Source organism: Kitasatospora sp. UYEF31 (assembly GCF_057291755.1).
On record NZ_JBXAWK010000027.1, the window covers coordinates 23,694 to 41,427 of the forward strand.

Annotated in this window: 19 protein-coding genes; 6 read left to right on the top strand and 13 right to left on the bottom strand. The window is 70.0% G+C overall.

Going from position 1 to position 17,734, the window contains the following annotated elements:
• Positions 1-22: 22 nt before the first annotated feature.
• Together AC0Z36_RS15630 and AC0Z36_RS15635 are read right to left on the bottom strand one after the other, a co-directional pair.
• Positions 23-1,132: an alpha/beta hydrolase gene (locus AC0Z36_RS15630; protein WP_485463479.1), complete on the bottom strand. Its 1,110-nt coding sequence runs from the start codon at positions 1,130-1,132 to the stop codon at positions 23-25.
• The gene (locus AC0Z36_RS15635; RefSeq protein WP_485463480.1) at positions 1,129-2,046 is read right to left on the bottom strand and encodes a 2-oxo acid dehydrogenase subunit E2; all 918 of its coding nucleotides are present in this window, start codon (positions 2,044-2,046) and stop codon (positions 1,129-1,131) included. The genes AC0Z36_RS15630 and AC0Z36_RS15635 overlap by 4 nt, the downstream gene beginning before the upstream one ends.
• A 232-nt stretch (positions 2,047-2,278) precedes the next feature.
• Between AC0Z36_RS15635 and dprE2 the strand changes: the two genes are divergently transcribed.
• Positions 2,279-3,022 carry a decaprenylphospho-beta-D-erythro-pentofuranosid-2-ulose 2-reductase gene (dprE2, locus tag AC0Z36_RS15640; protein ID WP_485463481.1) on the top strand — a complete coding sequence of 248 codons (744 nt, stop codon included), beginning with the start codon at positions 2,279-2,281 and terminating at the stop codon, positions 3,020-3,022.
• A 193-nt stretch (positions 3,023-3,215) separates the two neighbouring features.
• Positions 3,216-3,887: a FadR/GntR family transcriptional regulator gene (locus AC0Z36_RS15645; RefSeq protein WP_485463482.1), complete on the top strand. Its 672-nt coding sequence runs from the start codon at positions 3,216-3,218 to the stop codon at positions 3,885-3,887.
• 72 nt (positions 3,888-3,959) lie between these two features.
• On the opposite strand, the gene AC0Z36_RS15650 is transcribed toward AC0Z36_RS15645, so the two are convergent.
• The 9 genes from AC0Z36_RS15650 to AC0Z36_RS15690 form a co-directional block, all read right to left on the bottom strand.
• Positions 3,960-4,817, bottom strand: coding sequence for an amidohydrolase family protein (locus tag AC0Z36_RS15650; protein WP_485463483.1), 858 nt, complete (start codon positions 4,815-4,817; stop codon positions 3,960-3,962).
• The gene (locus tag AC0Z36_RS15655) at positions 4,805-5,116 is read right to left on the bottom strand and encodes an L-rhamnose mutarotase (RefSeq protein ID WP_485463484.1); all 312 of its coding nucleotides are present in this window, start codon (positions 5,114-5,116) and stop codon (positions 4,805-4,807) included. Before AC0Z36_RS15655 ends, AC0Z36_RS15650 begins: the two co-directional genes overlap by 13 nt.
• Entirely contained in the window at positions 5,113-5,763 is a 651-nt protein-coding gene (locus AC0Z36_RS15660) for a LutC/YkgG family protein (protein WP_485463485.1), read from the bottom strand. The genes AC0Z36_RS15655 and AC0Z36_RS15660 overlap by 4 nt, the downstream gene beginning before the upstream one ends.
• Positions 5,750-7,213, bottom strand: a complete 1,464-nt coding sequence (locus tag AC0Z36_RS15665; protein ID WP_485463486.1) for a LutB/LldF family L-lactate oxidation iron-sulfur protein — start codon at positions 7,211-7,213, stop codon at positions 5,750-5,752. The genes AC0Z36_RS15660 and AC0Z36_RS15665 overlap by 14 nt, the downstream gene beginning before the upstream one ends.
• On the bottom strand, positions 7,206-7,931 hold the full coding sequence (locus AC0Z36_RS15670) for a (Fe-S)-binding protein (RefSeq protein ID WP_485463487.1): 726 nt from the start codon (positions 7,929-7,931) through the stop codon (positions 7,206-7,208). The genes AC0Z36_RS15665 and AC0Z36_RS15670 overlap by 8 nt, the downstream gene beginning before the upstream one ends.
• Positions 7,931-8,923 carry an aldo/keto reductase gene (locus AC0Z36_RS15675; protein ID WP_485463488.1) on the bottom strand — a complete coding sequence of 331 codons (993 nt, stop codon included), beginning with the start codon at positions 8,921-8,923 and terminating at the stop codon, positions 7,931-7,933. The genes AC0Z36_RS15670 and AC0Z36_RS15675 overlap by 1 nt, the downstream gene beginning before the upstream one ends.
• Positions 8,924-9,018: 95 nt before the next feature.
• The gene (locus tag AC0Z36_RS15680) at positions 9,019-9,774 is read right to left on the bottom strand and encodes an SDR family NAD(P)-dependent oxidoreductase (RefSeq protein WP_485463489.1); all 756 of its coding nucleotides are present in this window, start codon (positions 9,772-9,774) and stop codon (positions 9,019-9,021) included.
• Complete coding sequence (locus AC0Z36_RS15685) at positions 9,771-11,102, bottom strand: enolase C-terminal domain-like protein (RefSeq protein ID WP_485463490.1); 1,332 nt, start codon at positions 11,100-11,102, stop codon at positions 9,771-9,773. Before AC0Z36_RS15685 ends, AC0Z36_RS15680 begins: the two co-directional genes overlap by 4 nt.
• Before the next feature lie 47 nt (positions 11,103-11,149).
• Positions 11,150-12,001, bottom strand: a complete 852-nt coding sequence (locus AC0Z36_RS15690; RefSeq protein WP_485463491.1) for a fumarylacetoacetate hydrolase family protein — start codon at positions 11,999-12,001, stop codon at positions 11,150-11,152.
• Positions 12,002-12,562: 561 nt separating this feature from the next.
• On the opposite strand from AC0Z36_RS15690, the gene AC0Z36_RS15695 reads away from it, so the two are divergent.
• The 4 genes from AC0Z36_RS15695 (at position 12,563) to AC0Z36_RS15710 (ending at position 16,954) form a co-directional block, all read left to right on the top strand.
• A complete protein-coding gene (locus AC0Z36_RS15695; protein WP_485463492.1) occupies positions 12,563-13,621 on the top strand; it encodes a sugar ABC transporter substrate-binding protein in 1,059 nt (352 codons plus the stop codon).
• A 98-nt stretch (positions 13,622-13,719) separates the two neighbouring features.
• On the top strand, positions 13,720-15,393 hold the full coding sequence (locus AC0Z36_RS15700; RefSeq protein ID WP_485463493.1) for a sugar ABC transporter ATP-binding protein: 1,674 nt from the start codon (positions 13,720-13,722) through the stop codon (positions 15,391-15,393).
• 16 nt (positions 15,394-15,409) lie between these two features.
• A complete protein-coding gene (locus tag AC0Z36_RS15705) occupies positions 15,410-16,441 on the top strand; it encodes an ABC transporter permease (protein ID WP_485463525.1) in 1,032 nt (343 codons plus the stop codon).
• A gap of 87 nt (positions 16,442-16,528) precedes the next feature.
• Positions 16,529-16,954, top strand: a complete 426-nt coding sequence (locus AC0Z36_RS15710) for an OsmC family peroxiredoxin (protein ID WP_485463494.1) — start codon at positions 16,529-16,531, stop codon at positions 16,952-16,954.
• 148 nt (positions 16,955-17,102) lie between these two features.
• On the opposite strand, the gene AC0Z36_RS15715 is transcribed toward AC0Z36_RS15710, so the two are convergent.
• Both AC0Z36_RS15715 and AC0Z36_RS15720 read right to left on the bottom strand, forming a co-directional pair.
• Positions 17,103-17,522: a PIN domain-containing protein gene (locus AC0Z36_RS15715; protein WP_485463495.1), complete on the bottom strand. Its 420-nt coding sequence runs from the start codon at positions 17,520-17,522 to the stop codon at positions 17,103-17,105.
• Complete coding sequence (locus AC0Z36_RS15720) at positions 17,519-17,734, bottom strand: type II toxin-antitoxin system VapB family antitoxin (protein WP_485463496.1); 216 nt, start codon at positions 17,732-17,734, stop codon at positions 17,519-17,521. The genes AC0Z36_RS15715 and AC0Z36_RS15720 overlap by 4 nt, the downstream gene beginning before the upstream one ends.

Sequence of the window (17,734 nt, forward strand, 5' to 3'; positions counted from 1 at the left end):
GGGGCCCCCGCGTCACCACTCCCTACGGAAGGAGCGAAGCGGCCTTGCTTTTCAGGCGCAGAACGCCCAGCACGGCGTTCAGCACCGCCCGCTGCGGCAGGTAACCGCCGTGCATGTCGAGCACCGAACGCATGCTCCACAGCCGTGAAGCGGTGACGTGCTGCGGCGAACCGTGCACGTCGTCGTGCTCCAGGAGACGCAGATCGCCGACGTTCGCCCGGAGCAGCGCCAGGTCGCCCGGCGGGATGATCTCGTCCCGCTTGCTGGCGATGTACGCGAGGGGCACTGTCAGCTTCTTGAGCTGATCCGCCGTCAGAGCCCAGCCTGCCATCCCGGCCAGGACGGTGTCGGACTTGCCGCCCGTCAGGTGCGCGAGCGTGTCGACGGTGACCTGCGGGACGTTCGGCCGCCACGCCTCGTCGGTGAAGAAGTCACCGATCGGCGCGCCCGCGGTGACGACACCCTTGATCCGCGGGTCCACCAGCGCGGCGTTGATCGCCATGTGCCCGCTGAAACTCATCATCAGCGCGTACGTCTTGTGCACGTCAGCCCGGTCCGCCACGGCGTCGAGCAGCCCGGAGACCATCGTGTGACTGTCGGCTCCGTACCGCAGCGTGTTCTCGCCGACACCCGGCATCTCCAGCGCGATCGCCGCGACACCGAGCTTTGCGGCAGCCAGCAGCACCGGGCCGAACTGCTCCTTGATGCTGACGATCCCGCCGCTGAGCAGCAGCACCGGCTTGCGGCCGGTCGCGCTGCCCGGCGCGGTCAGACCGCAGGCCCAGGCCTTGACGGTGCCGCCGGGGAGTTCGACCGTGAGCTTCTCGACCGGCGACTTGGCCGTCTGCCGCCAGCGGTCGAACGTGTCGACGCAGCGCTCCAGCGCGTCCTGCCGGGCGGCCCCGTCGACGAACGGGAACCTGGCCAGGTTGTAGGCGCGGTTGGCGTCGAGCAGCTTGCCGTCGCGCTCCAGGGCGTCACCCGCGCGGACCCACTCGGCGGTCCACGAGCCGGCCGCGCCCTCCTCGTCACTGTCGACGCGGGCGAGCACCGCTTCGTAGCGCTCCTGCGGAATGTTCTGGATCTTCGCGTGGACGGTGATGAACTGCTTGAGCTCGTCGACGTTGTTCACAGTGCGGCACCGGCTTCGCGCTTGGCTTCGGACGTGGCTGCTGCTTCGGCAGGCACTTCGGTTGTGACAGAGGCTCCGGCACCGGCTTCGGCTGTGACAACCGCTGCGGCGCCTTCCGCGGTGACCGCGGCGGCCCCGGCCACCGGCTCCGCGCCCTCGGTACTCCCGTACGACTCGAGGAGTTCCTTGATCTCGCCGAGCACGTCCGCCGCCTCCGCGCCGTCGATCACGCGGTGGTCGAAGGCCAGACTCAGCCGCATCACCGGGGCGATGACGACCTTTCCGTCACGTGCCACCGGCTTGTCCACGATCCGGCCCACGCCGAGCGTGACCGTGGTCCCGCCGACCGACTGGAAACCGTCCACCGGACGGTGGCCGAGCGACGTGACCGCGAACGTGCCGAAGAACTTCGGCCGCGCGGACAGCGGGCGCACCAGCGCCCGGTAGAGGAGCCGGCCGACCGGCGACGGCATCGAGTGCAGCTTGCGCGCCCCGGCGAACTCCGGCATCACGTCCGGGTCACCGCTGCGGAAGTGGTCGACCCGCTCCTGGACCGTGTCCAGATCCGCGCGGTCCGAGTCCGGCACGATCCCGGCGAGCACCGCGCGCTGACCGTTGATCTTCTTGTCGAGCATGAACTTGCCGTGCACCCCGGGGTAGTGGGCCACCCGCTGGCGCCACGTCCCGCGGATCGCCGCGTTGGCGTCCGGGTGCGCGGCCAGGACCCGGGAACCGGCGTGCAGGATGTACGTGACCACCGACAGCCGACGGCCCGAAGCCTTCGCCGCCGCCCGGTGGGCGTTGACCGCCGTCATGTCGATCTCGGTGTCGAGGAACACCGGGGAGTGCCGGCGGATCTCGTCGAGGAAGAACAGCGTATGACGCCGCTCGCGCGTGACTGTCGCGACCTTCACGGAAGCATTCCTCCAGGACTGGCGTGCTGCCGGGAGCCATGTCGCCCCGACGGATACCCCCTCATCATTCGAAGGCCGCCTAAAGGCGCGCTTGCCACCGTCCAAAGCCGCACTCCGGAGGGCGGGTGCGCAGGGTTGACGGGAAGCCACCCGGCGGGCAAAGGACACCGGACCGGCGGAGGACGATCCGCCGGATTCGGAGCCGCCGCCGGGGTCGGGCACACTTGACCGGGTGAACGGAACCGTACTCATCCTCGGCGGACGCAGTGAGATCGGCCTGGCCGTGGCCCGCCGCCTCATCGGCCACGGCGCCCGCACCGTCGTCCTCGCCGCGCGCCGCAGCCACGAACTCGACGACGAGGAGGCGATGCTCCGCAAGGCCGGCGCCGTCACCGTCGACCGCGTCGAGTTCGACGCCGACGACACGGCGGGACACCGCCGCCTCCTGGCGGACGTCACCGCCCGCCACGGCACCCTCGACGTCGTGGTCACGGCCTTCGGCATCCTCGGCGACCAGCAGCGCGCCGAACGCGACGCCGCGCACGCGATGGCCGTCGTCCACACCGACTACACCGCGCACGTCAGCGTCCTCACCCACCTCGCCCAGCTGATGCGCGCGCAGGGACACGGCCGGATCATCGTGTTCTCCTCCGTGGCGGGCGTCCGCGTCCGCCGCGCCAACTACGTCTACGGCTCGGCCAAGGCGGCCCTCGACGGCTTCGCCTCCGGCCTGTCCGACGCACTCCACGGCAGCGGCGCGCACCTGCTGCTCGTCCGCCCCGGCTTTGTCATCGGCCGGATGACCGAGGGCATGAAGCCGGCCCCCATGTCGAGCACGCCCGACCAGGTCGCCGAAGCCACCGTCGGAGCGCTCGTACGCGGACGCGGCGAGGTGTGGGTCCCGGCGACGCTGCGCCCGGTCTTCGGCGTGCTGCGGGTGCTGCCCAGGGCGGTGTGGCGGCGGATGCCGCGCTGACTCCGTCTGTGTCCGCAGGGCCTGAGGTCCGGCTGCGACCGATCAGGGCGGTCAGCCACCCTTCGGTTCGGCCGTCGCCGCGCACTGCCATCATTACGGACATGACCACCCCTGTACTCGAGCGCAACCCTGATACGGCGCGCCGCGCGGCACCTATCATGCCGGTAGACATCCGATCTTTTGAAGGAGCTCCGTGGCCGTCACCGACGAGGCGATCGTGAAGATCAAGGAGATGATCGTCTCCGGCACGCTGCGCCCGGGGGACCGGCTGCCCAAGGAAGCCGACCTCGCCGACCAGCTGGGCCTGTCCCGCAACTCCCTGCGGGAGGCGGTCAAAGCACTCTCCCTGATCAACATCCTCGACGTCCGCCAGGGCGACGGAACCTACGTCGCCAGCCTCGAACCGTCGCGGCTCATGGAGGCGCTGAGCTTCATTCTGGACTTCCACCAGGACGACGCGGTCCTCCAGGCCTTCCAGGTCCGCGCGATCCTGGAGCCGGCGGCGGCGGCGATGGCCGCCCGACTGATCTCGGCGGCGGAGATCGCGGCCCTCGGCGACCTCCTCGACTCGCTCGGGACCGACCCCGGCATCGAGGAACTCGTCGCCAACGACCTGGAGTTCCACCGGCGCATCTCGGCCGCCTCCGGCGTCCCGCTGCTCTGCTCGCTCCTGGACAGTCTCACCGGGCCCACCGCGCGGGCCCGGATCTGGCGCGGCATCACCCAGCACGAAGCGGTGAAGCAGACGGACACCGAGCACCGGGCGATCCTGGCCGCGCTCGCCGCGCGCGACGGCGACCTGGCCCGCGCGTGGGCGACCGTGCACGTGTCGAACGTGACGCAGTGGCTGGAGAACGCGCGCTGACCTGGCGTCCCCCACCCGCCACCGGCGTGGAGAACCCGCGGTCCCCCGTCCCGCGCCCGGCCGGCGCGCGGCCTACCCCAGCCCGTACACCCGCGTCGCCGTCCCGTTGAACACAGCGGCCTGCTCGGCGGCCGACAGTCCACCGGTCAGCGTCCGCGCCGCCCCGACCACACCCGCGTAGTCCGACGCGAGGTCGCACAGCGGCCAGTCCGAGCCGAACATCAGCCGGCCGGGCCCGAAAGCCCCGAGGACGACCTCGGCGTACGGCCGCAGATCCCCCACCTGCCACGTGGCCCAGTCCGCCTCCGTCACCAGTCCGGACAGCTTGCACACCGTGTTCGGCAGCGCGGCCAGCGCGCGCACATCCGCGGACCACGGCTCCAGCGCGCCCGACACGATCGGCGGCTTCCCGAGATGGTCGAGGACGAACGTCAGTCCGGGCAACCGCCGCGCCGCGGCCACCGCGGCCGGGAGCTGGCCCGGAAGAACCACCAGATCGTACGGAAGACCCGCGGCGGCGACCGCGGCCAGTCCGCGCAGGACATCACCACGCAGCAGCCACTCCGGGTCCGGTTCGTTCTGCACCTGGTGCCGGATGCCCGCCAACCTGGAACCGCCCGGCAGTTCGCGCAGCTGAGCAAGCGCTGAAGCGACGTCGGGATCCGTCAGATCGGTCCAGCCGACCACCCCGGCGACCAGAGCGCTGCCGTGTGCGATCGCCAGGAACTCCGGTGTCTCCGCCGCGACGCCCACCGTCTGGACCAACACCGTACGGGTCACCCCGGCGCCCACGGCCAGTGGTTCAAGGTCGGAGACCGCGAAGTTCCGGCGCAGCGGCGCCAGTTCCCCGCCGGTGATCCAGGCCTGGTCGCGGACACCCAGATCCCACACGTGGTGGTGGGCGTCGACGATGCCCGTCACAGTTCCCACGCCACCGGCAGTCCGGCGTCCGCGCCGGCGGCGGAATAGTCGTGGACGACGTCGAGCAGCTCGGCCATCTTCGCCTGCCAGACGATGTTCACCGGGAGCTTGTCCAGCTCGGCGGTCATCCGGCCGTAGTCCGCGCAGTCGAGCAGGTGGAACAGGTGCGTACCGCTGCGCCAGATCGTCCAGGACGACACCCCCGCCGCGCGGATGGCCGCGGTCAGCTCCGGGGGGACGTGGCGGTGCGCGTCCTCGTACTCCCCGATCCGGTCGGCGCGGACGCGGGTGTGCAGGGCGACCCTCATGACGGCTCCTTAGACGGGGACTCCCCGATGATGACAACCTCCAGCACCCGCGGGCCGTGCACACCCTCAACACGTTCCAGCTCGATGTCGCTGGTGGCGGACGGCCCGGAGACGAACGTCAGCGGGGCCGCCGGATCGAGCCGCGACAGCGCCTCGGGCACGTCGCCGGCGATCTGGTCCTCCCGTACGACGCACAGGTGGTAGTCCGGCAGGAGGGTCAGCGCGCGACGGCCCTGACCGGGCCCGCAGTCCAGGACGACCGTGCCGGTGACGGCGATGCCGACGGCCACGGTGGTGATGACCCCGTGGGCGGCGTCGAGCTCCTCGGCGCTCAGGAGTGACGTGTCGTCAAGAAGCTTCCACGGAACGTCCGCCAACAGTTCGCGGGGAAAACCGGGTGGCACGACAAGGCTGGTCACACAGCGTGCGGCGAGCAGTCGCGCGATCGCCGCGGCGGCCTCCGTGGGGGAAACCCGTACGACAGTGGCCTTGTAGTCGGCCACCCGCCCGGCGAACAGGGAGACGACATCGGCCCCGGCGTGGCTGCGCCGGTAACCCCGGGGCACCGGCACCTCCTCAGGCGAGGACTCCCGTACGTCGTCCAGCGCTGTTCTGATCCTGCGCAGGACCACATCACGCGTCGCCATCACGGCCGCCTTCCTGGGTCCGGGCCCACCAGGCGCGGAACGTCTCGGCCGGGGGAGTCGGAGTGTCGCGGGCGTCGGACCAGCCGTGCAGCGGGCCGGGGAGGCGGCCGATGCGGCCCTTGCGGCCGACCACCCGGCCGCCGAGCGAGGCGGCCTTCTGCAACGCGCGCAGCCGGCGCGGGGAGGCCAGGACGTGCCGGGCCGCCGACATGGCCAGGGCTTCACCGGTCGGCAACAGCCTGGCCCGGCGCTTGGATTCGACGACCTTCGCCCGCAGGTGCACCAGCACCTCCGGGATGTTGATCTTCACGGGGCAGGCGTCGTAGCAGGCCCCGCACAGCGTCGAGGCGAACGGCAGTGATTCGGCGTGCTCCACGCCCACCAGCTGTGGCGTGAGCACCGCGCCGATCGGGCCCGGGTAGACGGAGCCGTACGCGTGACCGCCCGTGCGCTCGTACACCGGGCACACGTTCAGGCAGGCCGAACAGCGGATGCAGGCCAGCGCCTGCCGGCCGACCTCGTCGGCGAGGGTGGCCGTACGGCCGTTGTCCAGGAGGATGAGATGGAAGTCCTGCGGGCCGTCGCCGGGCGTGACGCCGGTCCACATCGAGGTGTACGGGTTCATCCGCTCACCGGTCGACGAACGCGGCAGCAGCTGGAGGAACACCTCCAGGTCGGAGAACTCCGGGACGACCTTCTCGATCCCCATGACGGTGATGAGGGTCTGAGGGAGTGTCAGGCACATCCGGCCGTTGCCCTCGGACTCCACCACACACACCGTGCCGGTCTCCGCGACCGCGAAGTTCGCGCCCGAAACCGCCACCTTCGCCCGCAGGAACTTCTCCCGCAGGTGCACCCGCGCCGCCTCGGCCAACGCCCTCGGCTCGGAGGTCAGTTCAGCGGGAGCGGGGCGGCCGAAGCCGCCCATCTTCGTCCGGAAGATCTCCTGGACCTCGGACCTGTTGCGGTGGATCGCGGGGACCAGGATGTGCGACGGGCGGTCGTCGGACAGCTGCACGATCAGCTCGGCCAGGTCCGTCTCGTACGCGGCGATCCCGGCCTCCGCCAGTGCCTCGTTGAGCCCGATCTCCTGGGTGGCCATCGACTTGACCTTGACCACCTCGGTCTCCCCGGTGGCCCGCACCAGACGGGTGACGATGCGGTTCGCCTCGGCCGCGTCCGCCGCCCAGTGGACCGTGCCGCCCGCAGAAGTGACCTTCTGCTCAAGGGCGATGAGGTAGGTGTCCAGATGCCGGGAGGTGCGCCGCTTCAGCGCGGCGCCGGCGTCCCGCAGCGCCTCCCAGTCGTCCAGCTCACCGGTCACCGCGATCCGCTTGTCGCGGATCGTGCCGGTCGCCCGCCGCAGGTTCCGGCGCAGCTGACTGTCGTCCAGGGCGGTGTGCGCGGCGTCCGGGAAGGACGGCGCGCCCAGCCACACGACGTTATCCACGGGAGTCCCCTTCCACCGAAGCCAGGACCTCTGCCAGGTGCAGCGTGCGGACACCCGTTTTCAACCGGGAGAGCCCGCCGCCGATGTGCATCAGGCACGAGTTGTCCCCGGCGGTCAGCACCTCGGCCCCGGTGTTCATGACACAGCGCATCTTGTCACCGAGCATCGCGGTGGACGTTTCAGCGTTCTTCAGCGCGAACGTGCCGCCGAAACCGCAGCAGGACTCCGCCGACGGGAGCTCGACCAGGTCGATCCCCTTGACGGCGCGCAGGAGTTGGAGCGGTTTGTCGCCCACCCGGAGCATCCGCAGGGAGTGGCAGGTGGGGTGGTAGGTGACCTGGTGCGGGAAGTACGCGCCCACATCAGTCACACCGAGCACGTCGACCAGGAACTCCGAGAGCTCGTAGACCTTCGGGGCCACCTCGGCCACCTGGGCGTTGTCCGGGTCCAGGACCCCGTGGTAGTCGCGGACCATGCCCGCGCACGAACCCGACGGGGTGACGATCGCGTCGTACGGAGCGAAGACCCCGGCGAACCGCCGCACCATCGGCAGCGCTTCGGGGCGGTAGCCGGTGTTGAAGTGCATCTGTCCGCAGCAGGTCTGCTCCTGCGGGAACTCCACATCGTGGCCCAGCCGGCGCAGCAGCTTCACGACCGCCTTGCCGGTCTCCGGGAACATCGTGTCGTTGAAACACGTGATGAACAGGGCTATGCGCATCAGACAACGTCTCCCGGAACCGGCACTCCGGCGGGCAGCAGCCCCTCGGAACGCAGTTCCGCCCACAGTGCTTGGGGGATTGTCAGCGCCAATAGCTCCGCCGCGTCCCGGACTTCCGCAGCCGACCGCAGACCCACCAGCACACCCGACACCGCCGGATGCCCGAACGCGAACCGTACGGCCGCCGCGCGCAGCGGAACGCCGTGCCGGTCGCAGACGGTCTTCATCCGCAGGGCCCGGTCCAGGAGCTCCGCCGGAGCCGTCGCGTAGTCGAACGTCGCGCCCGGTTTCGGATCCGCGAGCAGGCCCGAGTTGAACACCCCGCCGGCCACAACGCTGACGTTCCGCTCCAGCGCCGCCGGCAGCAGGTCGGTGAGGCCGTCCTGGTCGAGCAGCGTGTAGCGCCCCGCGAGCAGCACCACGTCGATGTCCGTCTCCCGGACGAACCTGGCGGGCAGCGCGGACTGGTTCATCCCGACGCCGACCGCCCGGACGACACCTTCCGCCCGCAGCTTCTCCAGCGCCGGATACGCCTCGCCCAGCGCCTGTCCGGCGTGCTGGTCCGGGTCGTGCAGATAGACGGTGTCGATCCGGTCCAGGCCCAGGCGCTCCAGGCTCGCCCCGATGCTGCGGCGTACGCCGTCGGCGCTGAAGTCCCAGCGCCGCCGGTGGGTGGCGGGCACGGCGAAGCCGTTCGCGAGGTCGTCCCCGGCGCTGTGGGGGAGCGGGTCCAGGATCCGGCCGACCTTGGTGGAGAGGGTGAACTCCGCCCGGGGCCGGTCCCGCAGCGCCGCGCCGAGGCGGCGCTCCGACAGGCCCAGGCCGTAGTGCGGGGCCGTGTCGAAGGAGCGGATCCCGGCGTCCCAGGCAGCGTCGACGGCTTCCGCCGCGGCCGCGTCGTCAACCGGGGTGAACAGGTTGCCGATCCCGGCGGCGCCGAAGGCCAGCTCGCTGACGGTGGCGGCACTGCCGCCGGGCGGATGGTGGTGCACGGTAGTCCCTCCTGCTGCGTCGTTCAGGTACAAAAGTCCCCTCCGGAGATCGTTAAGGGGGTTTTTGTCCATGACCGACGCGATGAATTCCGGGGTCAGCTTCCGGCCGGGCGCAGGCGCAAGCCTGCCATGCCGCCGTCTACGGCCAGCGCGGTGCCCGTGACGGACGCGGCGGCGGGGCCGGCGAGGTAGACGATGGCCGCTGCCACCTCGTCGGCGGTGACCAGGCGGCCCAGCGGCTGGCGGGCGTTCAGCGCGGCCCGCTCCGCCGCCGGGTCGGCGGCGTCGTCGAGCAGCCTGCCGACCCACGGGGTGTCCGCCGTGCCCGGGTTGACGCAGTTGACGCGGATGCCCTCCCGTACGTGGTCCGCGGCCATCGCCAGGGTCAGGGACAGCACGGCGCCCTTGCTGGCGGAGTAGAGCGCCCGCTGCGGAAGCCCGGCCGTCGCGGCGATCGAGCAGGTGTTGACCACGGCGGCGTTGTCCGAAGCCCGCAGGTGCGGCAGGGACGCGCGGGTCATCCGTACGATGCCCAGGACGTTGACGTCGAGGACCCGGTGCCACTGCTCGTCGTCGTTGTCGGCCACCGTGCCGACCGCGCCGATGCCGGCGTTGTTGACCAGGATGTCGATGCCGCCGAGGCGGGCTGCGGCAGCCGCTACGGCAGTGCGGACTGACGTGTCGTCAGTGATGTCGCAGACTAGGCCGTGCAGACCCTTGTCCAGGTCGCCGGGCCGGATGTCGAGCACTGCGACCTCCGCGCCCCGGGCGGCGAGCAGCCGCGCGGTCGCCAGGCCGATCCCGGCGCCGCCGCCGGTCACGACTGCTTTGAGTCCGGCGAGATCTGTCATGCCATCACCTTCTGCGGGGCGGCGGCCCAGACGGGACCGTCGGGGAAGCTGAAGAGCTTGAGCGTCCCGGGCCGCATCTGTGCGGAGAAGCCGGGGGCGAGCGGGGCGGCGTAGTGGCCGCGGACGATGGAGACCGGGTCGAGGAAGTGCTCGTGCAGGTGGTCGACGTATTCGATGACCCGGTCCTCGGTGGTGCCGGACAGTGCCACGTAGTCGAACATCGAGAGGTGCTGCACCAGTTCGCACAGTCCGACGCCGCCGGCGTGCGGGCAGACCGGGACGCCGAACTTCGCGGCGAGCAGCAGGATCGCGAGGTTCTCGTTGACCCCGCCGACCCGCGCCGCGTCGATCTGGAGGATGTCGACCGCACCGGCCTGGAGCAACTGCTTGAAGATGATGCGGTTCTGCACGTGCTCGCCGGTGGCGACCTTCACCTTGCCGACCCCGGCGCGGATCGCCGCGTGCCCCAGGATGTCGTCCGGGCTGGTGGGCTCCTCGATCCAGTACGGGTCGAACTCCCCGAGCGCGTTGGTCCATTCGACGGCCTCGGCGACGTTCCACCGCTGGTTGGCGTCGATCGCGATCCGGATGTCCGGGCCGACGGCCGCTCTGGCCGCCCGGCAGCGCCGGATGTCGTCGTCGAGGTCGGCGCCGACCTTCAGCTTGATCTGGGTGAAACCGTCGGCGACCGCGGCCTTCGCCAGCCCGGTGAGCTTCTCGTCGGAGTAGCCCAGCCAGCCGGGGGAAGTGGTGTACGCCGGGTAGCCGCGCCGCAGCAGGTCGGCTTCCCGTACGGCAGCGTCCTCCCTGCCCGAACGCAGCAGCCCCAGCGCTTCGGCGGGGGTGAGCGCGTCGGCGATGTACCGGAAGTCGACCTGGGAGACGAGCCATTCGGGCTCGGCGTCGGCCAGGAGCTTCCACAGCGGCTTGCCCGCGCACTTGGCGGCCAGGTCCCAGACGGCGTTGACGACCGCGCCGATCGCCATGTGCATGACGCCCTTCTCCGGGCCGAGCCAGCGCAACTGGCTGTCGCCGACCAGCTCCCGGGAGACGGAGCCGGGGTCGGCGCACAGCTCGAGCACGGACCGGCCCACGAGGTACGGCCGCAGCGCGCCGATCGCCGCCACCTGGACGTCGTTGCCGCGCCCGATGGTGAAGGTGAACCCGTGGCCCTCGACGCAGTCCACGGCGTCGGTGCGCAGGATGACGTAGGCGGCCGAGTAGTCGGGGTCCGGGTTCATCGCGTCCGACCCGTCCAGGTCCCGGGACGTGGGGAAGCGGACGTCGTACGTCTCGACGGCGGTGATCCGCGTGGGTGAGGGGGACACAGGTTGGCCTCTCAGGTCTTTCGGTGCGGAGTGCGCGAACAGCACGGTCAGGCCTGACCGAAGGTCTGCCGCTGGCGGCCGAGGCCGTCGATCTCAAGCTCGACGACGTCGCCGGCGCGCAGGTAGGGGTTGCCGGGCAGACCGAGGGCGACACCGGCGGGCGTGCCGGTGTTGACGACGTCGCCGGGTTCCAGGACCATGTGCCGGCTCAGGTAGTGCACGATGTGTGCGACGCTGAAGATCATGTTCTTGGTGCGGCCGTCCTGGCGCTGGACGCCGTTGACGGACAGACGCAGCGTCAGGTCCTGCGGGTCCGTGACCTCATCGGCCGTCACCAGCCAGGGCCCGAGCGGGTTGAAGGTCTCGCAGGACTTGCCGAGGTCCCACTGTGATGAGTACTCCAGCTGGAACGCGCGCTCGGAGACGTCGTTGCTGACGGCGTATCCGGCGATGACCCCCAGGGCCTCCTCCGGGGACTCCAGGTAGCGGGCCCGGCGGCCGACGACCACCGCGAGCTCCACCTCCCAGTCGGTCTTCACCGAGTCGCGGGGGATGAGGACGTCGTCGTACGGGCCGACGACCGTGCCGGGGTCCTTCATGAACACGACAGGGCGGGGCGGGATGTCCGCGCCCGTCTCCTCGGCGTGGTCCCGGTAGTTGAGGCCCACGCAGACGACCTTGCCGGGGCGGGCGACGGGGGCGCCGACGCGCAGGCCCGCGTGGGCGAGGAGAGGCAGTGTGCCTTCCGCAAGTGCCTCGCGCACCCGGTCCGTTCCACCGCCGGCGAGGAAGGCGCCGGTGATGTCGCCGGTGAGACCTGAAAGGTCGTAGGTCAGGCCGTCGGTGTGCAGGACTGCGGGGCGCTCGCCGCCGCGGGGACCGAGCCGGAGCAGTTTCATTCCAGGGTCCTTCCTCCGGAAGTGACAACCCGGATCTTTACATCGGATGACTTGGCGGTGGCTGGCTTGACTCTACGACTGAAGCAGCGACTAGGCAAGGAATCATCGGATGTATAGCTACTCTGGATCGTGCGCCGAAACTGTGTGGGGTCACGAGGGGTGGTCGCGTGGGACGGGGGCCGGAGGATGCACATCGGATGAATCACTGGTGTCGCGCCGGTTTCCAGGGGGGCGGTTGTCGACATGCCCATCATCGGATGTCTCTCTTGTCGCGCATCGTCAATTGAGACTGACGCACCGTCAAGTGGACTGTGGGGCATGGTATTTGTCATTCTGTGCGGCATTACACACCGGCCGCGCCGCAGCGTACCCCGGCAATCATCCCAGGGCTTCCCTTGTTCTGGAGTGCGCCATGCACATAGTGTCGTCGTCGCCGGAGAGACCTCCGATGACACTGCTCCACCCGCACGACCCGGGCCGTCCCCCTAGACGCCCGGTGGCACCCCACAGCCTTCCGGCGCAGCACAGCAGCCGGAAGCCTTGGCAAGGAGAGCACGTACCGTGAAGCTCCACTCCCTCCGCACCGTCGCCGCGATAGCCGGTGTGGTGCTCCTCGCAGCAGGTTCGACGGCCTGCAACCGGGACAGCGACGACGGCGGCAAGTCCGCAGACGGCGCGCCCGGCAAGCCGAAGCTCGGCATCGACCTGCCGCGTTCGGACTCCGACTTCTGGAACTCGTACAAGAAGTACGTGGAGACCGGTATCAAGACGGAGAAGCTGAGCACCCTGCCGCTCAGCAGCTCGCAGAACGACGTCACCAAGCTCGTCGCGAACGTCCAGACCTTCCAGACCCAGGGCGTCAAGGCCGTCGTGATGGCCCCGCAGGACACCGGCGCCATCGTCTCCACCCTGGACGAGCTCGCCGCCAAGAAGATCCCCGTCATCAGCGTCGACACCCGCCCGGACAAGGGGCAGGTCTACATGGTGGTCCGCGCCGACAACAAGGCGTACGGCACCCAGGCCTGCAACTACCTCGGCAAGAAGCTGAACGGCAAGGGCAAGGTCGCCGAACTCCAGGGTGACCTCGCCTCGGTCAACGGCCGCGACCGCTCCGAGGCGTTCGCCTTGTGCATGAAGACGAAGTACCCGGACATCAAGGTGTTCGAGCTGCCGACCGACTGGAAGGGCGACGTCGCTTCCGCGAAGCTGCAGGGCATCCTCGCCGCGAACCCCGACCTCAACGGCATCTACATGCAGGCCGGCGGAGTCTTCCTCCAGCCGACCCTCGCTCTGCTTGAGCAGAAGGGCCTGCTGAAGAAGGTCGGCGACCCGGAGCACATCACCATCGTCTCCAACGACGGCATCCCGGACGAGTACAAGGCGATCCGCGACGGGAAGATCGACGCGACCATCTCGCAGCCGGCCGACCTGTACGCCAAGTACGCGCTCTTCTACGCCGACGCGGCCGCGCAGGGCAAGACGTTCCAGCCGGGCCCGACCGACCACGGCTCCACCATCATCCAGCTGCCCAACGGCCTGGAGGACCAGCTCCCCGCGCCGCTGGTGGACATCGGCGGAGTGGACAACCCCGGCCTGTGGGGCAACCAGATCGGCAAGTAGAAGTCGCAGGCCCCGGCCTCCCCACCCCCTCGGGGAGGCCGGGGCCTCCTCCCGGTCTCCGGAAAGGCCGTCTTCCCCACAGAGAAGGAACAAGCACTATGGCGGACGAGCAGAAGCAGCCGGGTGCCGGCGGCACCGCGCTTGTCGAAGCGACCGGGATCACCAAGCGGTTCGGCGCCACCGTCGCGCTCGACCGGGCCCGCATCACCGTAATGCCCGGCGAGTCCCACGCACTGGTGGGCCGCAACGGAGCCGGCAAGTCCACGCTGGTCTCGATCCTCACCGGTCTCCAGCGGCCCGACGAGGGGCAGTTGCGCTTCAACGGCGGGCCGGCGCCCGCCGTCGGCGACACGGACGCGTGGCGGGCGAGGGTCGCCTGCGTCTACCAGCACTCCACCGTCATCCCCGAACTCACCGTCGCGGAGAACCTCTTCCTCAACCGGCAGAGCGGCCGGGCCTTCCGCCCCATCAAGTGGGCGGAACTGCGCAACCGCGCCGGCAGCCTCCTCGCCGAGTACGGCGTGGACATCGACCCCGCCGCCCGCATCAGGGATCTGACAGTAGAGCAGCGGCAGTTCGTCGAGATCGCCCGGGCCCTGTCCTTCGGCGCGCGGTTCATCATCCTCGACGAACCCACCGCGAAACTGGACTCCGGCGGCATCACCCGGCTGTACGGGAAACTGCGGGAACTCCAGGCGCAGGGAGTGGCGTTCCTGTTCATCTCGCACCACCTCCAGGAGGTCTACGACCTCTGCTCGACGGTCACCGTCTTCCGCGACGCGCGGCACGTGGTGACCGCGCCGGTGGCCGAACTGGGCAAGCGCGCCCTGGTCGAGGCCATGACGGGTGAAACCACCACGGCCGCGGAGCGGACCGGACGGCCCGGCACAGCCGTCGGGACGAAGTCCCTCCCGCTCCTCAAGGTCGACGCCCTGACCCTGAGCGGCTCGTACGAGGACCTGACCTTCCAGGTCAGGCCCGGGGAAGTGCTCGGCATCGCGGGATCGGCCGCCAGCGGCAGCGTCCCGCTCGGCGAAACCCTCGCGGGGCTGCGCAAGGCGACGTCCGGCGGCATCACAGTCGCCGGGAAGAAGGTCAGGCCGGGGAACGTCTCGGCGGCCCTGAACGCCGGGATCGGCTTCGTCCCCGAGGACCGGCACATCCACGGCCTGGTCCTGGGCCGCAGCGTCGCGGAGAACGCCACCCTCACCGTCACCGGCCAGCTCGGCCCGTACGGAATCGTCCTGCCGTCCCGGACCCGGGCGTTCGCCACCCGCATGATCAACGACCTGGACATCAAGACCTCAGGCCCGGGACAGGACGTCGCCGGACTGTCCGGCGGCAACCAGCAGAAAGTGGTCATCGCCCGCGCGCTGGCCACCAAACCCCACGTGCTCGTCGCCGTCCGGCCCACCGCCGGCGTGGACGTCAAATCCAAGGAGTCCCTGCTCGGGACCATCCAGGGCGTCGCCGGCGAAGGCCGCGCGGCCCTGATCGTCTCCGACGAACTGGACGACCTCCGCAGCTGTGACCGGGTGGTCGCGATGTTCCACGGCCGCATCGTCGCCGAGTTCGGCAGCGGGTGGACCGACCAGGAGCTGGTGGCGGCCATGGAGGGCGTCACCGGCAGCACCGCGGCAGCGGCTGAGGCAGCGTCAAGGACAAGCGCCACAGCGGCTGAACCAGCGTCAAGGACAAGCGCCACAGCGACTGGGGCGACGTCAGGAACAAGCACGACAGGAACGGAAGCGAACCATGCCGACCATGGATAAGTCACCAACCCCCGGGATGCCGGCCACCGCCGGACCGCCGGTCCCCACCGGAGCCCGGCGTCTCCAGCGCCCCACCCCCGGCTTCGACCTGGCTCGCTACCGGGACTTGTCCCTGCTGCCCGTACTGCTCGTCCTGTGCGTCATCGGCTTCGCCGTCTCCTCGGCGTTCCTGACCAAGGACAACCTCCTGGGCGTCACCCAGCAGTCCACTGAACTGGGCATCCTGGTCCTGGCCCAGGCGCTCATCCTCATCATCGGGAAGATGGACCTCTCGCTGGAGTCCACCATCGGCGTCGCGCCGGTCATCGCGATGTGGATGGTCCTGCCGTCGGAGGGCGCCCGCTTCGTCGGCCTCGGTGTCCTGCCGACGTGGACCGCGATACCCGTGTGCCTCCTGGTCGGTCTGACCATCGGCCTCATCAACGGGTTCCTGATCATCAAGCTCAGGCTCAACGGCTTCATCGTGACCCTCGGCATGCTTACGATGCTGCGCGGCCTCCAGACGGGCATCTCCGAAGGCCAGTCGATCGTCACCGTCCCCGAATCGTTCCGCTACCTGGGCAAGACCGCCTGGTTCGGCGCACCGGCCTCGGTGTGGGTCTGCGGACTGCTGTTCGCGGTCGGCGGCGCGGCACTGGCGTGGCTGCGGCACGGCAGGGCGCTGTACGCGATCGGCGGCAACCCCGACGCCGCCCGCGCGGCCGGGATCAAGGTGGACACGATCACCTGGACGGTCCTGGGCATCGGCGGACTGCTCGCCGCGTTCGCCGGAATCCTCTACACCGGCCACTACGGCTCGGTCTCCGCGACGCAGGGCGACGGCTGGATCTTCCAGGTCTTCGCCGCCACGGTCATCGGCGGCGTCAGCCTCAACGGCGGCCGCGGCAGCCTGTTCGGCGCGCTGACCGGCGTCCTGACCCTCCAACTGGTCGTCAACGTGATGACACTCGGGGGAGTCCCGGCGATGTGGAACAAGTTCCTCAACGGCGCGATCATCATCATCGCCCTGACGGTCTCGCGTTTCACCTCCGGCGAAAAGCAGGACTAGGTCCTGGTGGGGCCGTCGTTGGTGCAACGTGGCCGGGGATGCGAGGCTGTCCTCGTTCACGAGCACACCACTGAGCCGGAGGAAACCATGGCCACCGTACGCACCGCCCGCACCGCATGGGAGGGTTCGCTGCTTGAGGGCAAGGGGACCGTCTCGATGATCTCCTCGGGCCTGCCCGACTACCCGGTCTCCTGGCCGGCCCGGTCCGCCGAGCCCAACGGCAAGACCAGCCCCGAAGAGCTCATCGCAGCCGCCCACTCCAGCTGCTTCTCGATGGCGCTGTCCAACGGCCTGAGCAAGGCGGGCAACACGCCCACCCGCCTGGAGACCCAGGCCGACGTGACGTTCCAGCCCGGCACCGGCATCACGGGGATCCACCTCACCGTCACCGGTGACGTCCCCGGTCTGGACGAGGCCGGTTTCGCCGCCGCCGCTGAGGACGCGAAGAAGAACTGCCCCGTCAGCCAGGCGCTGACGGGCACGACGATCACCCTTACGGCGAAGCTGGGCTGACACGCGCCCCTGAGCCCCGTGTGTTCCCGGTCACCCGGGGCACGCGGGGCTCTTTGCTTCCGCCACACCGGAGTTCCGCCACACCGGAGTTCCGCCCCACGGCGGAAAAGACTCTGGTACGGATTTCCCGCAGCGAGCCGCAGCACGCCTATTTCCCGCCGGTGCCCAGGGACTGCATCGCCTGACCCGTGACCTTCATGATGCAGTCAAAGTCAGCGTCCTGATGCAGCAGGACCAGGTCCTGGAGTTCGGCGGTGGCCGCGAGGACCAGGTCGACGGCTCCGGCGGAGCGGTGCTGCCCCCGGTTGGTCAGCTCCTCCTGGACCTCCCAGGCCCGGGTGTAAGCGCGATCGTCCACCGGAACCCAGCCGAACAGCTCACGTAGTGCTTCGATGAGCGCTGCCCGGTCTGCCTTCGAGCGGGCGCTGTAGAGGAACTCCAGCTCCGTGACCGGGCAGACCGCGATCAGCCCCGCGCGGGCCGCGCTGCTCCACGGTTCGTGTGCTTCAGGCGCCTTGAGGAGCCGGACCAGCGCGCTGGTGTCGATCAGGTAGTCCGCGGTGCTCAACGCCGGTACTTCCCTTTGTCCATCAGCAGTTCCGCGTCCACGGCCCCGTCAGCTACCAGGTCTTGCAGCCGGATGAGGGCGAGGGCCCGGCGGCGGGTTGTCAGCACCTCCCGCATCGCTCCGTTGACCGTGTCCTTCTTGGTGCCGGTGCCCAGTATCTTCGCGACATCCATGACCAGCTGGTCGTCAAGATCGATCATCGTCTTGGCCAT

Excerpts from the sequence above, each read along its gene's own strand:
- AC0Z36_RS15655 (WP_485463484.1), bottom strand. The coding sequence starts at position 5,116 with ATGAGGGTCGCCCTGCACACCCGCGTCCGCGCCGACCGGATCGGGGAG.
- AC0Z36_RS15660 (WP_485463485.1), bottom strand. The coding sequence starts at position 5,763 with ATGGCGACGCGTGATGTGGTCCTGCGCAGGATCAGAACAGCGCTGGAC.
- AC0Z36_RS15670 (WP_485463487.1), bottom strand. The coding sequence starts at position 7,931 with ATGCGCATAGCCCTGTTCATCACGTGTTTCAACGACACGATGTTCCCG.
- AC0Z36_RS15680 (WP_485463489.1), bottom strand. The coding sequence starts at position 9,774 with ATGACAGATCTCGCCGGACTCAAAGCAGTCGTGACCGGCGGCGGCGCC.
- AC0Z36_RS15690 (WP_485463491.1), bottom strand. The coding sequence starts at position 12,001 with ATGAAACTGCTCCGGCTCGGTCCCCGCGGCGGCGAGCGCCCCGCAGTC.
- AC0Z36_RS15700 (WP_485463493.1), top strand. The coding sequence starts at position 13,720 with ATGGCGGACGAGCAGAAGCAGCCGGGTGCCGGCGGCACCGCGCTTGTC.
- AC0Z36_RS15705 (WP_485463525.1), top strand. The coding sequence starts at position 15,410 with ATGCCGGCCACCGCCGGACCGCCGGTCCCCACCGGAGCCCGGCGTCTC.
- AC0Z36_RS15710 (WP_485463494.1), top strand. The coding sequence starts at position 16,529 with ATGGCCACCGTACGCACCGCCCGCACCGCATGGGAGGGTTCGCTGCTT.
- AC0Z36_RS15720 (WP_485463496.1), bottom strand. The coding sequence starts at position 17,734 with ATGGCCAAGACGATGATCGATCTTGACGACCAGCTGGTCATGGATGTC.